Source organism: Corynebacterium sp. P3-F1, from assembly GCF_030503635.1.
Classification (GTDB): Bacteria; Actinomycetota; Actinomycetes; order Mycobacteriales; family Mycobacteriaceae; genus Corynebacterium.
Window position 1 is genome coordinate 1,585,898 of record NZ_CP129965.1, and the last position, 18,169, is coordinate 1,604,066.

The window sequence follows — 18,169 nt, forward strand, 5'->3', positions numbered from 1 at the left end:
CCAGCTCATACTGCGAACCCTCCGATACTTTGAAAGGCGATGGAGCGTTCGATGGGGTAGACTTCCCGGCCCATGATGGCGCGCAAAACGATGGAGTTGCGCCACGGACCCATTCCCAGATCGGGGCCGTTCAGGGAGATGAGGTGCTCGTCTGCGTTGAGTGCGAACAGGGAGTTCGCATCGTCGGCGGCGAAGTTTTCGTCTAGGTCGAAGCGGCCCCGCGCGTCGAGGTTGAGCAAGTCGCGTACGGGCTCGAGGAAGGTAGGGATTTGGGTACTACGGTAGCCAGTGCACAAAACGGCGGCGTGCGTCAAGTGTGTGGCCCGGGTGCCGCTTTGTTCGTGCCTCAGGTCGAACTCTAGGCAGTTACTCCGGCTGCATTCGTAGCTCACACTCACGCCGGCGCGAAGCGTAGTGTGCTCCGCCAGGTCGTAAGAAAGGCTGAGCCTATAAAGCATGTCGTAGATGGAACTGATCGTTTCAGACGAGATGCCCTTGTACAGGCTGCGGTCCTCCCTCACCAGCTGGTCGCGGAGGTCCATGGGCAGACTACGCACGTAGCGCGCATACTCTGGGGAGGTCAATTCCAGAGTGAGCTTTGTGTACTCCATGGGGAAGAAGCGTGGGGAGCGGGTCAGCCAATCCACGCGCTTTCCCTCTGCGACGGCCTGTGGAAGCAGGTCTGCGTAGATCTCAGCTGCGGACTGGCCGGAGCCGATCACGGTCACCGACTGGGACTGACGCAATGACGCGCGCGCCATGAGATAGTCGGCAGAGTGAATCGCGCGGGGTTCGTCGTCAGCACGCAGCGCACCGGATAGTTCTTCCGGGACGAAGGGTTCGGTGCCCACCCCGCTGACCACGTTGCGCGCAAAAACATCAGGGCACCCGGTGATCTCGATGATCCAGCGAGCACCGGTGGTGTCACGTACTTGCTCTGGGGCCGGGCGCACCGCGCGTACCTCACTGCCCCAGTGCGTGGTGCTGAGCTGCTCGCTCACCCATGCACAGTAGTCGGAGTACTCACTGCGAAGCGGGTAGAAGTTTTCGCGGATGTAGAAGCGGTGCAGCCGGCCGTTGAGCTTGAGGTAGTTGAGGAAGCTATATCGGCTTGTGGGGTCTGCCAGGGTGACTAGATCGGCCATGAAAGGAACTTGGATGGTGGACTCTTCTAACAACAGGCCAGGGTGCCAGCGGAAGGCAGGGCGTTTGTCGAAGAAGGCCGCGGTGATCTCTCCGGTGTCGACAAGCGGCTGTGCGAGTGCGGCGAGGCCGAGGTTGAAAGGGCCGATGCCGACCCCAACGATGTCGAAGGTGCGGTCGATGGCAGGGGTGTCAGGTATGGACATGGAGTGTGGCTCCTCCTACTTTTCTTGTGGTTCGTTCGCCGCGCTATTGGGCGGCGTTGCCAGGTCGTGGCTCACGTGGATTACAGCGCGGAGAGCGTTCTTGATTTCATCGAGCGTTAACGTTGGGTCCAGAATGGTGAACTTCATCAGGTGGCGTTCGCCGATACGGGTCACGGCGATGGCGGCGGTGCCGGATGCATAGAGTGCTTCGCGGATGGGCTCGGCGAGCTCGCCGAACGGGTCGCTGCAAAGCGAAAAGAGCACGGTGCTCAGATGGGGTTGTTCGTAGAGTTCGAGCTCGGCCATTTCGTCGTCGTGCTCAATCGCGTGCGCGGTGTCGCGTGCGAGCGTGATGACGGCATCAAACGCGGCTCCAAAAGCTTCGGGCCCAACGGTTCTCAGTGTCACCCAGAGCTTGAGAGCGTCGAAACGCCGAGAGGTTTGCAGCGAGTAGTCGGCGAGGTTAAGTTGTGGTGCTTCGGCCGGGTTGAGGTAGTCGGCGTGTACACGCGTAGCGGAGAGGTCAGCGGCGTGGCGCAGCAGCACCGCTGAGCAAGCCAGGGGCTGAAAGAAGGTCTTGTGGAAGTCGATGGTCACGCTGTCAGCCCGGTCGATGCCGCGAAGAAGCTCCGCGTGGGTGGCAGAAAAGCACGCAGCCCCGCCGTAGGCGGCATCGACGTGGAGGTGCACCCCTTCCGCCTGGCACACCTCGGCGACGGAGGCGAGCGGGTCGATCAGTCCGCGGTCCGTTGTTCCTGCCGTGGCGACCACGGCCGCGGGCACGAGACCGTCCTGCCTAGCGCGAGTGATGGCGGTGTTTAGCTCTTTCGGTTCCATGCTGACGCTGACGAAGTTGTCTTCTGCGATACCGAGAAGATCCGCCGCGCGGCGCACCGAGTAGTGCGCCTCGGGTGAAGCGAAAAAGGCGAGTGAACCTATAGGCGCATTAGCCCGAGCTTTGTTGCGTGCGATGGTCAGTGCCTGCAGGTTGGATTGGGTACCGCCGGAGGTGAACACGCCGTTGGAGGAATTAGGAAAGCCAACGGCGCGACTCACCCAGCGGATCAGACGTTGCTCGATGAATGCCGCCGAACCGGCCTGGTCCCAGGATTCCACCGCGGTGTTAAGCGAGGTGGCCAGAACATCCGCGGCGACGGCGGGCAAGGCAATCGGGCAATTCAAATGGGAAAGGTAACCGGGGTGGTGGTAAAAAACCGCGCTGTCGAGCCAAATCTCACGAAGCTCCGCGAGGACAAGGTCGAGTTGGTTGAGTGGGGCGGCGAGGTCAACGCCGTTGAGCTGCTCGGTAGCCCTGCAGGTGTCGGGCGGGGGAACGGGGTGCTGTGCTCCGTAGATTGCCTGAGCGGCGAGGGACGTTGCTTGGTCGAGAGCAGCACTGAACTCCCCCGCCGTCGCACCGCGCCCGACGAGATGCGGACCGATGTCGGTAGACGGGGAATGCTCAAAGTTGGAGGGCATGAACCAACATTAACATACTAAGGTTTGGCTAACCTCACTCTAGGGGCTGTTGAAGAGAATGCTGAAAAGCAGGGTGATCTCTTCGTGCGCATGCATCGTCACGCCTCGGCAGTCATCCAGGTCACGGTCAGCGAACGGGAAGCGTGATAGTAGTTACCGTTTCATGGTTTAACCTGAACACCTGCTAGGGTGAACAAGTCGCTTGTGTCCGGCGCTCGTTTTGTGTGCGCTGGCCGCAATGAAAGCTTGTAAAAAGTTACTGTCCACTACCTCCCGCGGCAGCCATTCCGGTCGGGGGAGCCAGGAGGCCACGTGTCAGCCATTGTTCAGGCGTTCAAGGATGCCGATCTACGTAAGAAGATCCTGATCACTATTGCGCTGATCATTCTCTACCGGATCGGCGCGCAGATCCCGACTCCGGGTGTCGATTACGGTGTGATCGCCGAGCGCCTGAAAGCGCTCACCGAAGGCAACGACGCCAATATTTTCTCGGTGATCAGTCTCTTCTCGGGCGGCGCTCTGCTGCAGCTGTCAATATTCGCGATCGGGATCATGCCGTACATTACGGCGTCGATCATCGTGCAGCTGCTCACCGTCGTCATTCCGCGCTTTGAGGAGCTGAAGAAGGAGGGCCAGTCCGGACAAGCGAAGATGACGCAGTACACGCGCTATCTGACTGTTGCGCTGGCATTGTTGCAGTCCTCCGGCATCGTGGCGCTGGCTGACCGGGAGCAGCTTCTTGGCCAGGGCGTGCCGGTTCTCGTGGAGGACCGGAGCCTGTGGACGCTGGCGATGATGGTCATCGTGATGACGTCGGGTGCCGTTTTGATCATGTGGCTCGGTGAGATCATCACGGAAAAGGGCGTTGGTAACGGTATGTCGTTGCTGATCTTTGCCGGTATCGCAACCCGCATTCCGACGGACGGCGCGAATATCCTGCGCCAGTCGGGCCCTGTCGTTTTCGCGGTGGTTGTCGCGGCGGCGATCCTCCTCGTCGTCGGCATCGTCTTCATCGAGCAGGGGCAGCGCCGCATCCCGGTCCAATACGCGAAGCGCATGGTGGGCCGCCGCCAGTACGGTGGCACGTCGACCTACCTTCCGTTGAAGGTTAACCAGGCCGGTGTTATCCCGGTGATCTTCGCGTCCTCCCTGATGTACGTGCCAGTGTTGATCACTCAGATCGTCAACTCCAACAAGCCGACTCCGCCGGACAATTGGTGGATGTCCACTGTTATGGCGTGGCTGCAGAACCCGGCTTCGTGGCAGTACATCCTCACCTATTTCGTGCTGATCATCTTCTTCGCCTACTTCTACGTTTCCATTCAGTACGACCCGTACGAGCAGGCGGACAACATGAAGAAGTACGGTGGCTTCATCCCCGGCATTCGCCCGGGCCGACCGACGGCCGAGTACCTGGCGTTCGTGATGAACCGTCTGCTCTTCGTCGGTGCGATTTACCTCGGTTTGATCGCTATTCTCCCGAATATCGCGATCGACCTTGGCATCAGCGGAAGCGGCGGAGCCGGGGGAACGACCGCCTTTGGCGGCACAGCTATCCTGATTATGGTCTCCGTGGCCCTGACCACGGTCAAGCAAATTGAATCCCAGCTACTGCAATCCAACTACGAAGGACTGTTGAAATAATGCGTCTCGTTCTCCTCGGCCCTCCCGGTGCCGGCAAAGGCACCCAGGCAGCGATTCTTTCTGAGAAGCTGAACATTCCGCACATCTCCACGGGCGATCTGTTCCGCGCAAACATCGGTGAAGGCACTCCGCTGGGCAAAGAAGCCAAGGAGTACATCGACGCGGGCAAGCTTGTTCCCACCGATGTCACCGCACGCATGGTGGAGGAGCGCCTCAACGAGGATGACGCACGGAACGGCTGGCTTCTCGACGGCTTCCCGCGCACTGTTGAACAGGCGGAGATCCTCGAAGAGCTTCTGTCGCGCAACGGCCAAGAACTTGATGGTGTCCTGAACTTCCAGGTCGACGAGGATGTTGTCGTGGAGCGCATGCTCGCACGCGGTCGCGCGGACGACAACGAGGACACGATCCGTACGCGACTGCAGGTGTACCGCAACGAGACTGCTCCGCTGATCGACCACTACGGCGACGCGATCATCAACATCGTCGCCGAGGGCGACGTCGACGAGGTCAACGCTCGCGCAATGGAGCGCCTTCAGCGCTAACGGATACGACACTCTAAAGGTTCTCGCATGCTGTTCGGCCGCAAGAAATCCATCCCGGCAAAGTCACCGGGCGAGCTCGACGCGATGGAAGCGGCTGGCCGTATCGCCGGCATTGCGCTTCGCGAGGTACGTGAAGCGGCTGCTCCCGGAGTCTCTACCGCTGAGCTGGACCGTGTCGCCGAAACCGTGATCCGCGATCACGGGGCAGTGCCGACCTTCAAGGGGTACAACGGCTTTCCCGGCTCCATTTGCGCATCGGTGAATGAAGTCGTGGTTCACGGAATCCCAAGCGCTGACATTGTTCTCGCAGAGGGCGATCTCGTGTCCATTGACTGCGGCGCTACCCTTGACGGCTGGGTGGGCGACTCTGCTTGGAGTTTCGGGGTGGGGGTGCTAGCGGACGACGTCGATAAGCTGAATCGGGCGACCCGCCAAGTCTTGCTCGAAGGATTGCAAGCAATGGTGCCAGGTAACCGGCTCTCCGATGTCTCCTATGCCCTTGAAACGGCGACTCGCCGGGCGGAGACGGATTTCGGCGTGAAGCTCGGCATCCTTGACGGCTACGGTGGCCACGGTATCGGCCGCGAAATGCATGAGGATCCTTACTTGCATAATGAAGGCCGTCCCGGCCGCGGCCCGCTCATCGCAGCGGGATCCGTGCTGGCTATCGAGCCGATGCTGATTCTGGGCGGCGAGACCGATTCGGATGTCCTCGATGACGACTGGACAGTGGTCACAGCGGATAGAGCGCCCGCCGCGCACTGGGAACACACCGTGGCTGCGACGGAGATTGGTCCCCGAATCCTCACCCCTCGAGCGGCATGAAACAAGGGAGTTCAGTCAGTAATCACAGTTTTTGCCAACGAGGCAGTATACTTCCCAGCATGTCGTACTCTCCGCGTAACGCACGCCAGACCACTCGTTCCCGTTTTGTTCGCCGAGCGGGCTCGCTAGTCGGGAGCGCTGGTATTGCAGCCGCTCTCGTGATGACCCCGGCTATCGCAGAGGCCGCTCCAGCGATCCCTGCCCCGGCAGCGTCCAGCAATTCCCCGTTCCTGCAGCAGGCGGAAAAGAGCCTCCAGGCTGCGTCGATGCAGGTCACCACCAACGCTCGCAACGCGGTGTGGGACGCCCGCAACGCGCTTCGCGCCCAGGCTACCGCGATCTCGCGCGGTAACAAGGCACTGGAAAAGCAGCTTCACGACGGTATCGATGGCATCGTCGAAGCCATGGCGCCGGGCCTGATCGCCGAGCGCACCCCGAAACCGAAGCCGGAGCCCGCTCCCAAGCCGGCACCGAAACCCGCTCCGAAACCGGCCGCCAAACCGAACGCCCAGCCGACAGGTTGTGCTCCGAGTGCGCGTGCATGTGTCGACTTGAAGAACCAGCGCACGTGGCTGCAGCGCGACGGCAAGATTACTTACGGCCCAGTGCGGATGGCCTCTGGCAAGCCGGGACAGGAGACCCCGAAGGGATTCCACTATGTAAACCGTAAGGTCAAGGACGAGATCTCATACGAGTTCAACAACGCCCCAATGCCGTACGCCACTTATTTCACCCACAACGGAATTGCGTTCCACCAGGGTGACCCGTCTATCAAGTCCGCAGGTTGCATTCGTATGTACCGCGCTGATGCTGAGACGTACTTCAATTCCCTGAACGTCGGCGACCAGGTTCACGTTTTCTAGCACGCGTCCGACCCAGCGGCCTCATCCTCCCGAGCCTATACTTTTGAGCTTGGGAGGATTTTGCTTTACCGCAGGTAGAGGGCTACAGTGGTCTGGTGGTGTGCGGGAAAATCCCAGCACGCTACAAGCAATTGACTCAAATACGTCAGGCACCAGCGGTTTTCTCGCGGTGCCGGGAAAGCGGAGTGTATGGCTAAAGAAGGCGCAATCGAGGTCGAGGGCCGCATTATTGAGCCCTTGAAGAACGCAATGTTCCGTGTCGAACTGGACAACGGGCACGAAGTTCTCGCGCACATTAGCGGCAAGATGCGCCAGCACTACATCCGCATCCTCCCCGAGGACCGAGTCGTCGTGGAGCTCTCCCCGTACGACTTGGAGCGCGGACGTATCGTTTACCGCTACAAGTAGTAGACGGCTACGAGTCAGTCGCACTGACAGAAGCCTCCTTTCTCACAGACTGTGACGTTGCGCGTCGAGCGTGACGCCGGTCCATGCAACCTCCGGCTGCGGTGGCTGGAGCCACGTGAACCACGGCCCAATCGTCCGGGACGGTCCGGACACAAGTGCCGCGTGGCGTGGACGAGTGGGGAGAAAACCACCGAAACAACCTGAAAGGCACGTACCACATGGCACGTCTAGCTGGTGTCGACCTGCCGCGCAACAAGCGCATGGAGGTCGCACTTACCTACATCTATGGAATCGGCCCTGCCCGTTCCAAGGAGCTGCTCGAGAAGACGGGCATCTCTCCTGACCTGCGCACCGACAACCTGACCGATGATCAGGTCGCCGCTCTTCGTGATGTCATTGAGAACTCGTGGAAGGTCGAGGGTGACCTCCGCCGCGAGGTCCAGGCTGACATCCGCCGCAAGATCGAAATCGGCTCCTACCAGGGCCTGCGTCACCGTCGCGGACTGCCGGTCCGCGGCCAGCGCACCAAGACCAACGCGCGTACCCGCAAGGGACCGAAGAAGACCATCGCAGGAAAGAAGAAGTAACCTATGCCACCGAAGACTCGCTCCGCTGCTGCGCGCCGCTCCGGTCGCCGCGTAGCCAAGAAGAATGTGGCCGCAGGCCACGCGTACATCAAGTCCACCTTTAACAACACCATCGTGTCCATCACGGACCCGAACGGCGCTGTGATCTCCTGGGCATCCTCCGGCCACGTCGGCTTCAAGGGTTCCCGCAAGTCCACCCCGTTCGCCGCTCAGATGGCTGCCGAGAACGCTGCCCGCAAGGCAATGGACCACGGTATGAAGAAGGTCGACGTCTTTGTCAAGGGTCCGGGCTCCGGCCGTGAGACCGCAATCCGTTCCATCCAGGCCGCTGGCCTGGAGGTGTCCTCGATCTCCGACGTGACGCCGCAGCCGTTCAATGGTTGTCGTCCGCCGAAGCGTCGTCGCGTTTAACTGGTGAGATAAGGAAAAGAGGTAATAAACCATGGCTCGTTATACCGGCCCTGCTACCCGTAAGTCTCGCCGCCTGCGTGTCGACCTTGTCGGCGGCGACATGTCATTCGAGCGCCGTCCCTACCCTCCGGGGCAGGCTGGCCGCGCCCGCGTCAAGGAATCTGAGTACCTGCTGCAGCTCCAGGAGAAGCAGAAGGCCCGTTACACCTACGGTGTGATGGAGAAGCAGTTCCGCCGCTACTACGAGGAGGCGAACCGCCTCCCGGGCAAGACCGGCGACAACCTGCTGGTTCTGCTGGAGTCCCGCCTGGACAACGTTGTGTACCGCGCCGGCCTGGCACGTACTCGCCGTCAGGCACGTCAGCTGGTCTCCCACGGCCACTTCACGGTCAACGGCAAGAAGACCAACGTGCCGTCCCACCGCGTGACCCAGTACGACATCATTGATGTGCGTGACAAGTCCCGCAACATGCTTTGGTTCGAAGAGGCTCAGGACGCGCTGGTCGACTCCGTCGTCCCGGCGTGGCTCCAGGTCGTTCCAGACACCCTGCGCATCCTCGTGCACCAGCTGCCCGAGCGCGCTCAGATCGACGTTCCGCTGCAGGAGCAGCTCATCGTCGAGCTTTACTCGAAGTAACATCGAAGTTCCGCGCATTGCGGTGCTTCGGGGCGTCGAAAAGCAATTGCTTATCGACGCATCCTTCAACTGTCATCCGTGTCGGCGGCTCAACCACCGGCACCCTCTACGGCGTCAAATAGCGGTCGCCGGAAAAGGAGAAGTCCATGCTCATCTCACAGCGTCCTCAGCTCACCGAGGAATACATCGACACCAACCGCTCGAAGTTCGTCATCGAGCCGCTCGAGCCCGGTTTCGGTTACACCCTTGGTAACTCTCTTCGCCGCACGTTGCTGTCGTCCATCCCGGGCGCAGCCGTGACCTCCATCAAGATCGACGGTGTGCTCCACGAGTTCACCACGATCAACGGTGTGAAGGAGAACGTCTCTGAGATCATCCTCAACGTGAAGAACTTGGTTCTGTCCTCCGACTCTGACGAGCCGGTGGTCATGTACCTGTCCAAGGAAGGCCCGGGCGACATCACGGCCGCAGACATCGATCTGCCGGCCGATGTCACCGTGCACAACCCGGACCTGCACATCGCTTCGCTCAACGAGCAGGCGCGCCTGGAGATGGAGCTCGTTGTCGAGCGCGGCCGCGGCTATGTTCCGGCCATGACCAACTCCGGCGGCGAGATCGGCCGTATCCCGGTCGACCAGATCTACTCGCCGGTGCTGAAGGTCTCTTACAAGGTTGAGGCGACCCGTGTTGAGCAGCGTACCGACTTTGACAAGCTGATCATCGATGTGGAGACCAAGAACTCCATGTCCGCCCGCGACGCCCTCGCGTCCGCCGGCTCCACCCTCGTTGAACTGTTCGGCCTCGCACGCGAGCTGAACACCGCAGCCGAGGGCATCGAGATCGGCCCGTCCCCGCAGGAGACGGAGTACATCGCCGCGTACAACATGCCGATTGAGGACCTGAACTTCTCCGTGCGTTCCTACAACTGCCTGAAGCGCCAGGAAATCCACACGGTCGGTGAACTTGCCGAGTGCACCGAGTCTGACCTGCTGGACATCCGCAACTTCGGTCAGAAGTCCATCAACGAGGTCAAGATCAAGCTGGCTTCGCTGGGGCTGACCCTCAAGGACGCTCCGGAGGACTTCGATCCCACCCAGATCGAGGGCTACGACGCTGAGACCGGCGACTTTGTCGACAGCGGCATGGATGACGCCGAGTAAACAACGCGCACTGACACTGACGTTTCAATGAACACCGTTTCCCCGGTCTCGTCGAACTAGCCGCCACCCGGCAGTTCCGTAGAGTCCGCGAAACAACACGAGGAGTAAACAATGCCTACCCCGAAGAAGGGCCCGCGTCTCGGCGGTTCGGCTAGCCACCAGAAGCACATTCTGTCTAACCTGGCCAGCCAACTGTTCGTGAACGGCGCCATCACCACCACCGAGGCCAAGGCCAAGGTGCTGCGTCCGTACGCAGAGAAGCTGATCACCAAGGCTAAGTCCGGTTCGGTCGCCGACCGCCGCGCAGTGGCTAAGGACATCCCGAACAAGGATGTCGTTTCGTACCTGTTCAACGAGCTCGCTCCGAAATTCGAGAACCGTGCAGGTGGCTACACCCGTACCATCAAGGTCGAGAACCGTAAGGGCGACAACGCGCCGATGGCCAACATCTCCCTCGTTCTCGAGGAGACCGTGACTTCCGAGGCGACCCGCGCTGCCCGCGCTGCTGCGTCCCAGCAGAAGGCCGCTGAGGCTGAGGCTGCGGAGGCCGAGGAGAAGGTCGAGGCTACCCCGGCTGAGACCGAAGCTCCGGTTGATGCCGAGTCCAACGACTCCGCCGTCGCCGACGACACTGCTGAGGCTCCCGAGGTCCAGGAAACCGCCGAAGACGAGAAGTAAGAACTTCCAGCCTTTAGCGTAAAACGCCCGTTCCCTTCCCGGGGAGCGGGTGTTTTTCTGTTCATTGCAGCGGACCCCACTAGATGCGTGGTGAAGTTGGAAGCACATAGGTCATATGCGAAACATGTGACCTGCAGGTTTCCGGAGGCGTTTCAGACACATCTAGTGGCACCATTTATTCTTGGGGCATGGGTACGGATTCCGGTGAAGCGGGCTCGGCTGGCTCGGCTGCAGAGGGGGCGGGGAGCTCAGGGAGCGCGGGAGACATGGTCCGGCTGCGTTTCGATGTCGCGTATGACGGAACCGATTTTCACGGCTGGGCGCGGCAGAAACCGGCGGGTGGGGAAGAGCTGCGGACCGTGCAGGGGGAGCTCGAGGACGCTCTGTGCCTAATCCTGCGGTACCCGGTGGAATTAACGGTCGCCGGGCGAACGGATGCTGGCGTGCATGCGTCGGGCCAGGTGGCGCACGCGGACATTCCGGCGGCGGCGTTGGATCAGCGTTCGATTGAGGGGGATCCGGGTAGGTTGGTGCGTCGATTAGCGAAAATACTTGAACCCGACGTGCGCGTTTCTGCTGTCGCGTTCGCGCCCCCGGGTTTTGACGCGAGGTTCTCCGCTTTGACGCGCACCTACCGTTACCGGGTGACAACGGCGGCTGGGGGTGCGCTGCCCACGCGTGTGCGAGACACCGCCGTGTGGCCGAAAAAAGTGGAGCTTGATGCCGTGCAAGAGTTCGCGAACACGCTAGTGGGGCTGCACGACTTCGCGGCCTTTTGTAAAGCGCGGCCATTCGCAACGACGATCCGGGAGATCAAGGCGTTTGAATGGTGTGACGTGTCCACGGCCGAGGAACCGGAATTGTATGAGGCGGTCATCGTGGCCGACGCTTTTTGCTGGCACATGGTCCGCGCGCTGGTGTCCACGAGCCTTGACGTGGGCTCGGGCAAGCGGGATGCGGACTGGGCCGTGGGACTGTTGGGGGAACGGGAACGCTCGCCTAAAGTGCGTCTGGCTCCCGCGCATGGGCTGACCCTGATGGGTGTGGACTATCCGGAGGATAGTGAACTCGCAGTTCGCGCGGCCCACACGGCGCAGCGGCGGGATGCTTCGGAGGTGCACACCGTAACTGGGCATCCGACGGAATAGACTGCTGGGGCAGGAATTGCCCGATCGATCTCCTCGGAGGTAGGACACATGGACGCAGTCGGTGCCGTTTGGTTGGCCATCGCTGTGTTCACGTTGCCGGGATTGATCTTCTCCTGGGTGGCGGGGGCGAAGCTGCCTGCTGCCGCTGCAGCGGCGCTGCCCGCCACATTCGGCATCGTGGGCCTGGGTAGCTGGATGTACGGTGCAATGGGGATCGGTTTCGGGTGGCCCTCTTTCATCGTCTTCTCGCTGCTCATGTTGTGCGTGGCCGGAGGGTGGCGCTACGCCTTCGCGCGACGTGCCAAACGCCGCGGAGCGGACACGTGGCTCCGCGCGTTGTGGCCGGGGGACTGGCGGCGCGGGAGCATCGCCGACCCGTCGTGGGTGCTGCCGGGCGCCGGAGTGGCTGTCGGGACGTGGATGCTCATCGCGAAACAGCTCGAGCTGCAGTCGAAAGTGCCGGGCCAGCTGAATAACATTGTGCAGGGCTGGGACATTCAATGGCACGTGAACGCCGTTCGCTTCATCATCGAGGAGGGCATCGCTTCACCCACCCGGATGGGCGAGCTGCAGAGCCCAGAAACGCACGTCGATTTGTTCTATCCGTCGGCTCTTCACGCCGCGACAGCCCTTTTCGCGCAGGCGGGGGGATTGGAGCCGGTGGAGGCGGTGAATGTGGCGTCGATAGTTCTGCCGAGCCTTGCGCTGACCGCTGGCGCTGCTGGTCTTGCGTGGGCGATTGCGCGCGGCCACGGTATGGTCGCTGAGATCGCCGCCGGGCTGGCGGGGATTGCGGTGTACGCCTCGCCGGTGTTGGTGTGGATCCCGGACTACGTGGGCATGCGGCCGTATATCGTGTCTATTGGTCTGTCGGGGTTGGTCATTGCGCTGTTCATGCACGTTCCCCGGTACCGGGTGCTGGCGCTGCCCACGCTGTTCGCGTTCTTGGGGATGATGCAGGTGCACCCGTCTGCGGTGCTGGTGGTGGTGCTCGCAGTGCTGCTGTACTGGCTGACTTACCTGCTGTGGCGGCCGGACCGTTCCCGGGTGGGGGACGTGCTGTGGTTGGCCATTCCGGCGTTGGGTGCCACTGTCGCGTTCCTTCCGCAACTTCTGGCTGGGCGAACGCAGGCGGAGGAAGTGAACGCCTGGAACGCTCGCGAAGACGACACGCTGGCCGAGGCGTGGGAGAAAGCGTTCATGATGAGCACCCGCCACGTCGACGAGTTCTTCCCCGATTTCGATCCGACTGTGCTGCTGTGGCTCGCCGGTTTCGGTGCACTGGCAATGATCGTGTGGCGCGGCCAGGTGTGGGCACCGGCTTTCTACGGGATCACGGTCACCGCCACAGCGCATGCTCTGCATCCCTTCGAAGGCATGTGGGAACCTCTGTTGAGCCTGTTGGTGGCACCGCACTATAACTCGGCGCACCGCATCATTACGGTCGTGGCGTTGACTGTGGTGGCTGCCGCGGCAATCGGTGTGGCAGTGATCATTCGGGTGATCGCGCTGGCTCCCGTCGCTGCGCGGTACGGCACCCGCCCGTGGATATGGGGTTCCTCCGTTGTTTCCGCCGCGCTGGCCGCGCTCGCTGGGTGGGGGATCGGCGCGTGGGCCTCCACAGTCGCAGCGGACGGGGCTGAGTCGTCCTTCACTGCTTCCCGTATGGATGACCGCATGGTCGACGACGACCAGTTAAAGGCTTACGCATGGCTCGCGTCCCGGCCGGAGGCGAAGGAGGGCTTGGTCATGGGTGAGTCCACCGACGGTTATTCCTGGGCCTACGGCATTTATGGAGTCCCCACCGTCGCCCGCCACTACCTGTGGCCTTCGGGTGGTCTGGGTACTGATTCGGCGATTCTCACGGACCGTTCCGGTCAGCTCGGCGCCGGAGAGCGCGGCCGCCCTGGCAGATCTACACCCGCGGATAAAGCCGCCGAAGACCTCGGGGTGCGCTTCATTGTCTCCTCCGGAAACACCTTCTGGGCGGGCCCGAAGAATTGGCAGGTGGATAAAGCACTCTGGACCACTCCCGGTGTCACCCCCGTCTACCAGCGAGGTCTAGTGACTATCTTCGCCGTGAACGAGCAGTTCACCGAGGACGAGCTCGCAGAACTCCAGCGCGATGCCGTGGACAACGGCGAGTCCACGCAGCTGCCGGAGTTGCGCCCCGTGTCGGAGACATTGATCGCCGACGAGTAGGCCGAATGCGCACTGTGGTGCGCAATCGCCGGTTGAGGGGCCCGTCAGTCGCGCTTAGCGTGGCGTGAGTACGCCATTGCTTATCGACGGGGGGGTCGGCCACGTGGCTCAACACATTCACACCGCACCGGAGGAGACGACGGCTGCGCGGCGGCTTTTGCCCACAACACGTTCGCAGGTGTCGGGGCACCGCTTCATGCGGCGGCGGGTGGAGCACGGTCTCATCTACGGCGATATCCGGATGATCCACGACCCGTTGGCGGCGCGCCGGCGGTCCGCGATCTTCGGTGTAGTGGCGGTCGCATTGATCGCGGCAGGGTCGGGTCTGTTTGCATGGCTCCGGCCGAATCCGGATCCGGGTGCAGCTGCGATTCTGCGTGCCGGCGATGGGGCGATGTACGTGAGGGTCGGCGAGACGGTCCACCCGGTGACGAATCTGACCTCGGCTCGTTTGATCGCGGGCAGCCCGGAGGACGCGCAGCGCGTCGGTGAGGAGAGGTTGGCGGAGATGCCCCGCGGAGTTCCGTTGGGCATTGACACTGCACCTGCGATGTTCGCCCCGGGCGATGCGAAGGATGTGGCGTGGTCGGCGTGCCAGGACGGGAAGGAGCGCGTCACTGTCATCGCAGGAGAGCCTCTGGCGGAACTTGGGCAGGGGCGGGCTCTCGTCGTAGCGCAGGGAGAGGACGAGTGGCTATTGACTCAGCACGGCCGCGCGAAATTGCCGCCAGCAGACAATGCCCGGGGCCGAATCATCCGCCGTGCGCTGGGTGTGGATGCGAGCGTTGCACGCGCCCAGGTCAGCGCCCCAGTTCTCTCCGCGATAAGGGAACTGCCGCCGGTCAGCGTGCCGGATCCGCTGCCGCGTCTCCTTCTTACCGAGGGATCCGGTGACGCCTGGGCGGTGACGCAGCATGGTGGTATTCAACCGGTTACCCCGCTGCAGAAGCAGGTGTTGATCGACACCGCAGCTCCCACGTCCACCACCTCACCTTCCGAGATCGCGGCCTATCCGGATGCGCAGGTTCCCCTGGACATCAATATCCCGGAGGAGGCACCGGAGTGGGTCGAGCCAGACGGAAAGGCGGTTTGTGTCAACGAGACCGGCGCAGTTGCAGTCGTGAATGCGGGGTCAGGCGCACTCACTACAGGCGCGGTGGAATTGTCCGGTGATAGCCCGGCCACGCATTTTGCCGGTCTTGCCGCGGGCGCCGTCGGAGTGGACACCGGTTCGGGCTACCACGTGGTGTCCGCCTCGGGTCAGCGCCACGTGGCAGAAGAAAAGGAGACCCTCAACATTGTCGGCGCTGCCCGGGTGGACAGCGCTCCATGGAGCATCATCAGTCTCCTTCCGGAAGGGCCGGAACTCACCCGCGACGCAGCGCTGACCGCGACGTACTAACTGCGACTTACTGCCCCGGGCGTACGACGGGGTTCGGCTGCGAACGACGGGCGTTGCGGAAGGCGGAGTGGAGCGCTCCCGCAGCGAACGCGATCACGGCGGCGAGAACGACACAAGCGACTGCAAAACCGCCGCGTGCAGGCGCTGCCGACGCAACGGTCTCCACCGGAACAACCCGCAGCGGGTCTGGGCTGGCGGAAAGTTCCCGTTCGAGGTAGGTGACAGCACGCAGCGGGTCGACGGCGCCGCCGTGCGGTTCCGCGGACGCGACGATCATTCCCCGGATCTGCGCCGGGGACGCATGTGGATAGCGTTGGCGCAGCAGGGCGGCGGTGCCGCTGACCACCGGAGCGGCGAAGCTCGTCCCGGTGAACGGCTCGACAACGCCGCGCTCACCGGCCTTGCCCGCAGACCACCCCGGTGCGCTCGGCGCGAGTGCCCTGCCGATCGTTCCTGGCGCAGTGACTAGACCTTTTCCTTCGGGCACAGGTAGGGAATAGTCTGCGATGGTGTGCGAATCGGATCTCGCGCCGACGGTGAGAACTGTGGCGAAGTGGGCAGGATACACCGTCGAGCCGGCCGGGCACTCGTGCGAGACATTGCCGGCTGCTGCCACGACTACGGCTCCGTCACGTTCGGCGCGCTGGAGTGCCCCTTCGATGCCCCGGGTGTCCACGCGCGGTGCTAGAGCCGGTTCAACACACGACACCACGGAGATGTTGATAATTCCCGCCTTCTCGTCCAGAGCGTTGTGGATCGACCGGGTGAGGGTCTCCAAGTCTCCGGCACCCGGTGTTTCCCCGCCACCTTGTGGCATGGAGGACGACGAGCGGTAGTGGCCGGACGACTGCCGGATGGACATGATCTCCGCATCAGGAGCGATGCCCGCGTCAGCTCCCGCGATGATGCCGGCGACGACGGTGCCGTGTGCGTCGCAGTCCTTGAAGGGTTCCGGTGCGTCTGGCGTGACAAAATCGGCGCCTCCGACCAGCTGGTCAAGTTGGGGGTGCCGGGTGACACCGGTGTCGATCACCGCGACTTTCACCCCGGCTCCAGTTGCGAGTCCCCGAAGCTCTGCTGCCTCGGCGGTGTTCTCAGGCTCCGGATCGGCATCCCCCGTGGGAGCTCCGACAGCGCACGCTACGTCTTGGGCGTGAGCAGCTGATGGGAAGCACAAGAGAGGAAGAAGAGTAGGGACGAGGGCAGGGATGAGGATAGGGAGGGAGGCCAGTTGTGTCGACAGGCGGAATGGCGTGCTGCGCATGTTTAGAGCCCCCGGATCAGATCGAAGATGCCGGTGAGTTTCACGGCGAGCGGGATCACAGCGATGATCGCGGCGGCTTCAGCGCGCTCGAGCCACACCAGGGTGGTCGGCTCGAGGTCCGGCACGTGTGAGGCCCACAAGACTGCGGTGGCTGCGGCGAGCGCGGCGATCCCAGCTACGATCAATAACGCTGGGTGCGCGTTTCCCGTTCGGGCGCTGGCCGCGATGGCGGCGATTCCACAGGTCAGCGCGATCACAGCTGTGCTTCCAAGGCTGAGCCGCGGGGCCGTGTCGTGGTGGCGCGCGGCGTGGATGAGCAGTGCCCCGCTTGTGCACATACACAGGGCGAATACCCATCCGCCGCCCGTTCGTGCGAGCGCCACGAGGGCGGGCACCGTGCACACAGCGACAGCTATGCTGATACCGGCTGTGACGGCGCGTGCCGCCGCAGACCGCTCGTCCACGTCCTCCTGGTAATCGTCCGCAATGCCGAATTCCTGACCCGCAGTGGGCACACGCGGAATGCGCAGACCAGCGGCACGCGTGGCCACGGACGGCGTTAACATCACTCCGGCGATGCCTGCCAGCACAACAGCCGCCGCCGGCGCCGTCGGAACGGGCATCCACACGGCGAGGGCACCGGTGAATAGAACAACAGCACCGGTGGCGATTGCTGAGGTGACGCGCGGCCCAGAAAGACCCAGCACTGCACCGCCGCCCGCCAATGCCACCGCGACGACAGCACCGGTAATCGTGCCAAAGGCGAGATCAGTTGCAGCCGGTCCGGCTTCGGAGCTTGGGCCAGCCACCCACGCCCCACACACAGCACCGGAGCTCACCGCTCCGGCAGGGAAAACGACGCGTGACCGGGCAGCCGCGCCCACGACGAGCAGGATGAGCGCTGCCACGGCTGTTCCGGCGAGTGGCCCTGCCAGTGCCGCAGTGAGCAGCCCAGCCGCTGACGTCCCCGCCAATGTCGCAGCGACATCGATGCCGGATTGCGCCGATTTTGCAGCCGTGGCGGCAAGGGACTCCGCCGCATCGCGTACAACCGGCGGATCCACCGGTTCCAGGGGACGCAACGAGAGCACCTGGCCGTCCCGAAGCCGCATGTTGTGCAGCGGAACATGCGGGTCTAACGGCGCTCCTGCCGCGGTGGCGAATTCCCACGGACGACCGGTTTCCGGCAGCTCGATCAACCGCGCCAGTTCGGGCAGGACGTCGCTGAACGTGGACGTCGTTGGCAAACTCACGTCGACGGAACGGTAGAACGGCGCCGCGCTGATGCGCACGGACACCCTGACAACATGGCGGGTCGACGCAGCGACCATGATTCCCCCCAGATTCATAACGGCTGTTGTGATGCCAGTGTGCATTCTCCACCGGTGCGACGGGAGCCGCGAATGTCTACTTCAGTGGACAACGCTGCCCTCAGCACCGTTTTCTACTCCCGCGACCCGCTGTTCTTGCCTATGCTTCAAAACCGGCACCACTGCCGCACGGGGAGAGGCAGGAAAGCCGGGGGGCTTTTGTCTTGTCAGCTGTCGTGTTGGCGGACCGTGCAGGG

18 protein-coding genes are annotated in these 18,169 nt (G+C 62.7%); 14 read left to right on the forward strand and 4 right to left on the reverse strand.

The features are described 5' to 3' along the window. Positions 1–5: 5 nt before the first annotated feature. Positions 6–1,349, reverse strand: a complete 1,344-nt coding sequence (locus QYQ98_RS07520) for a lysine N(6)-hydroxylase/L-ornithine N(5)-oxygenase family protein (RefSeq protein WP_302006250.1) — start codon at positions 1,347–1,349, stop codon at positions 6–8. 15 nt (positions 1,350–1,364) lie between these two features. Further along, the gene (locus tag QYQ98_RS07525) at positions 1,365–2,828 is read right to left on the reverse strand and encodes an aspartate aminotransferase family protein (RefSeq protein ID WP_302006251.1); all 1,464 of its coding nucleotides are present in this window, start codon (positions 2,826–2,828) and stop codon (positions 1,365–1,367) included. A 24-nt stretch (positions 2,829–2,852) separates the two neighbouring features. Between QYQ98_RS07525 and QYQ98_RS07530 the strand changes: the two genes are divergently transcribed. From QYQ98_RS07530 to eccB, 14 genes are all read left to right on the forward strand, one after another. Beyond that, positions 2,853–2,975 (forward strand): hypothetical protein, encoded by a 123-nt coding sequence (locus QYQ98_RS07530; protein ID WP_302006252.1) that lies wholly within the window; start codon positions 2,853–2,855, stop codon positions 2,973–2,975. Between the two features lie 165 nt (positions 2,976–3,140). Further along, entirely contained in the window at positions 3,141–4,472 is a 1,332-nt protein-coding gene (gene secY, locus QYQ98_RS07535; RefSeq protein ID WP_302006253.1) for a preprotein translocase subunit SecY, read from the forward strand. Beyond that, positions 4,472–5,017, forward strand: a complete 546-nt coding sequence (locus QYQ98_RS07540; protein ID WP_302006254.1) for an adenylate kinase — start codon at positions 4,472–4,474, stop codon at positions 5,015–5,017. Before secY ends, QYQ98_RS07540 begins: the two co-directional genes overlap by 1 nt. 27 nt (positions 5,018–5,044) lie before the next feature. Continuing rightward, positions 5,045–5,842 carry a type I methionyl aminopeptidase gene (gene map / locus QYQ98_RS07545; protein WP_302006255.1) on the forward strand — a complete coding sequence of 266 codons (798 nt, stop codon included), beginning with the start codon at positions 5,045–5,047 and terminating at the stop codon, positions 5,840–5,842. Positions 5,843–5,901: 59 nt separating this feature from the next. Beyond that, the gene (locus QYQ98_RS07550; protein WP_302006256.1) at positions 5,902–6,705 is read left to right on the forward strand and encodes a L,D-transpeptidase; all 804 of its coding nucleotides are present in this window, start codon (positions 5,902–5,904) and stop codon (positions 6,703–6,705) included. A 189-nt stretch (positions 6,706–6,894) separates the two neighbouring features. Then, entirely contained in the window at positions 6,895–7,113 is a 219-nt protein-coding gene (infA, locus tag QYQ98_RS07555) for a translation initiation factor IF-1 (RefSeq protein ID WP_076599143.1), read from the forward strand. Between the two features lie 218 nt (positions 7,114–7,331). Continuing rightward, positions 7,332–7,700, forward strand: a complete 369-nt coding sequence (rpsM, locus tag QYQ98_RS07560) for a 30S ribosomal protein S13 (protein ID WP_005286639.1) — start codon at positions 7,332–7,334, stop codon at positions 7,698–7,700. A 3-nt stretch (positions 7,701–7,703) separates the two neighbouring features. Beyond that, positions 7,704–8,111 carry a 30S ribosomal protein S11 gene (rpsK, locus tag QYQ98_RS07565; RefSeq protein WP_210573900.1) on the forward strand — a complete coding sequence of 136 codons (408 nt, stop codon included), beginning with the start codon at positions 7,704–7,706 and terminating at the stop codon, positions 8,109–8,111. 31 nt (positions 8,112–8,142) lie between these two features. After that, positions 8,143–8,748 carry a 30S ribosomal protein S4 gene (gene rpsD, locus QYQ98_RS07570; protein WP_302006258.1) on the forward strand — a complete coding sequence of 202 codons (606 nt, stop codon included), beginning with the start codon at positions 8,143–8,145 and terminating at the stop codon, positions 8,746–8,748. Positions 8,749–8,894: 146 nt separating this feature from the next. Further along, positions 8,895–9,908, forward strand: coding sequence for a DNA-directed RNA polymerase subunit alpha (locus QYQ98_RS07575; protein ID WP_302006259.1), 1,014 nt, complete (start codon positions 8,895–8,897; stop codon positions 9,906–9,908). A 111-nt stretch (positions 9,909–10,019) separates the two neighbouring features. Then, positions 10,020–10,586: a 50S ribosomal protein L17 gene (gene rplQ / locus QYQ98_RS07580; protein WP_302006260.1), complete on the forward strand. Its 567-nt coding sequence runs from the start codon at positions 10,020–10,022 to the stop codon at positions 10,584–10,586. A gap of 266 nt (positions 10,587–10,852) precedes the next feature. After that, positions 10,853–11,734 carry a tRNA pseudouridine(38-40) synthase TruA gene (gene truA / locus QYQ98_RS07585; protein ID WP_302007728.1) on the forward strand — a complete coding sequence of 294 codons (882 nt, stop codon included), beginning with the start codon at positions 10,853–10,855 and terminating at the stop codon, positions 11,732–11,734. A gap of 48 nt (positions 11,735–11,782) precedes the next feature. Next, positions 11,783–13,936 carry a DUF6541 family protein gene (locus tag QYQ98_RS07590; protein ID WP_302006261.1) on the forward strand — a complete coding sequence of 718 codons (2,154 nt, stop codon included), beginning with the start codon at positions 11,783–11,785 and terminating at the stop codon, positions 13,934–13,936. A gap of 64 nt (positions 13,937–14,000) precedes the next feature. Further along, positions 14,001–15,338, forward strand: a complete 1,338-nt coding sequence (gene eccB / locus QYQ98_RS07595; protein WP_302006262.1) for a type VII secretion protein EccB — start codon at positions 14,001–14,003, stop codon at positions 15,336–15,338. 7 nt (positions 15,339–15,345) lie between these two features. Here the strand turns inward: eccB and QYQ98_RS07600 are convergent, their stop codons facing one another. Beyond that, positions 15,346–16,515, reverse strand: coding sequence for a S8 family serine peptidase (locus QYQ98_RS07600; protein WP_302006263.1), 1,170 nt, complete (start codon positions 16,513–16,515; stop codon positions 15,346–15,348). Positions 16,516–16,604: 89 nt separating this feature from the next. Continuing rightward, positions 16,605–17,951, reverse strand: coding sequence for a type VII secretion integral membrane protein EccD (gene eccD / locus QYQ98_RS07605; RefSeq protein ID WP_302006264.1), 1,347 nt, complete (start codon positions 17,949–17,951; stop codon positions 16,605–16,607). Positions 17,952–18,169 lie beyond the last annotated feature (218 nt).

Bases quoted from the DNA above. Each gene is read 5' to 3' on its own strand.
- rpsM (WP_005286639.1), top strand. From the start codon at position 7,332: ATGGCACGTCTAGCTGGTGTCGACCTGCCGCGCAACAAGCGCATGGAG.
- map (WP_302006255.1), top strand. From the start codon at position 5,045: ATGCTGTTCGGCCGCAAGAAATCCATCCCGGCAAAGTCACCGGGCGAG.
- QYQ98_RS07575 (WP_302006259.1), top strand. From the start codon at position 8,895: ATGCTCATCTCACAGCGTCCTCAGCTCACCGAGGAATACATCGACACC.
- QYQ98_RS07590 (WP_302006261.1), top strand. From the start codon at position 11,783: ATGGACGCAGTCGGTGCCGTTTGGTTGGCCATCGCTGTGTTCACGTTG.
- infA (WP_076599143.1), top strand. From the start codon at position 6,895: ATGGCTAAAGAAGGCGCAATCGAGGTCGAGGGCCGCATTATTGAGCCC.
- truA (WP_302007728.1), top strand. From the start codon at position 10,853: ATGGTCCGGCTGCGTTTCGATGTCGCGTATGACGGAACCGATTTTCAC.
- QYQ98_RS07520 (WP_302006250.1), bottom strand. From the start codon at position 1,349: ATGTCCATACCTGACACCCCTGCCATCGACCGCACCTTCGACATCGTT.
- rpsK (WP_210573900.1), top strand. From the start codon at position 7,704: ATGCCACCGAAGACTCGCTCCGCTGCTGCGCGCCGCTCCGGTCGCCGC.
- QYQ98_RS07550 (WP_302006256.1), top strand. From the start codon at position 5,902: ATGTCGTACTCTCCGCGTAACGCACGCCAGACCACTCGTTCCCGTTTT.
- rpsD (WP_302006258.1), top strand. From the start codon at position 8,143: ATGGCTCGTTATACCGGCCCTGCTACCCGTAAGTCTCGCCGCCTGCGT.
- eccD (WP_302006264.1), bottom strand. From the start codon at position 17,951: ATGAATCTGGGGGGAATCATGGTCGCTGCGTCGACCCGCCATGTTGTC.
- QYQ98_RS07525 (WP_302006251.1), bottom strand. From the start codon at position 2,828: ATGCCCTCCAACTTTGAGCATTCCCCGTCTACCGACATCGGTCCGCAT.
- QYQ98_RS07540 (WP_302006254.1), top strand. From the start codon at position 4,472: ATGCGTCTCGTTCTCCTCGGCCCTCCCGGTGCCGGCAAAGGCACCCAG.
- rplQ (WP_302006260.1), top strand. From the start codon at position 10,020: ATGCCTACCCCGAAGAAGGGCCCGCGTCTCGGCGGTTCGGCTAGCCAC.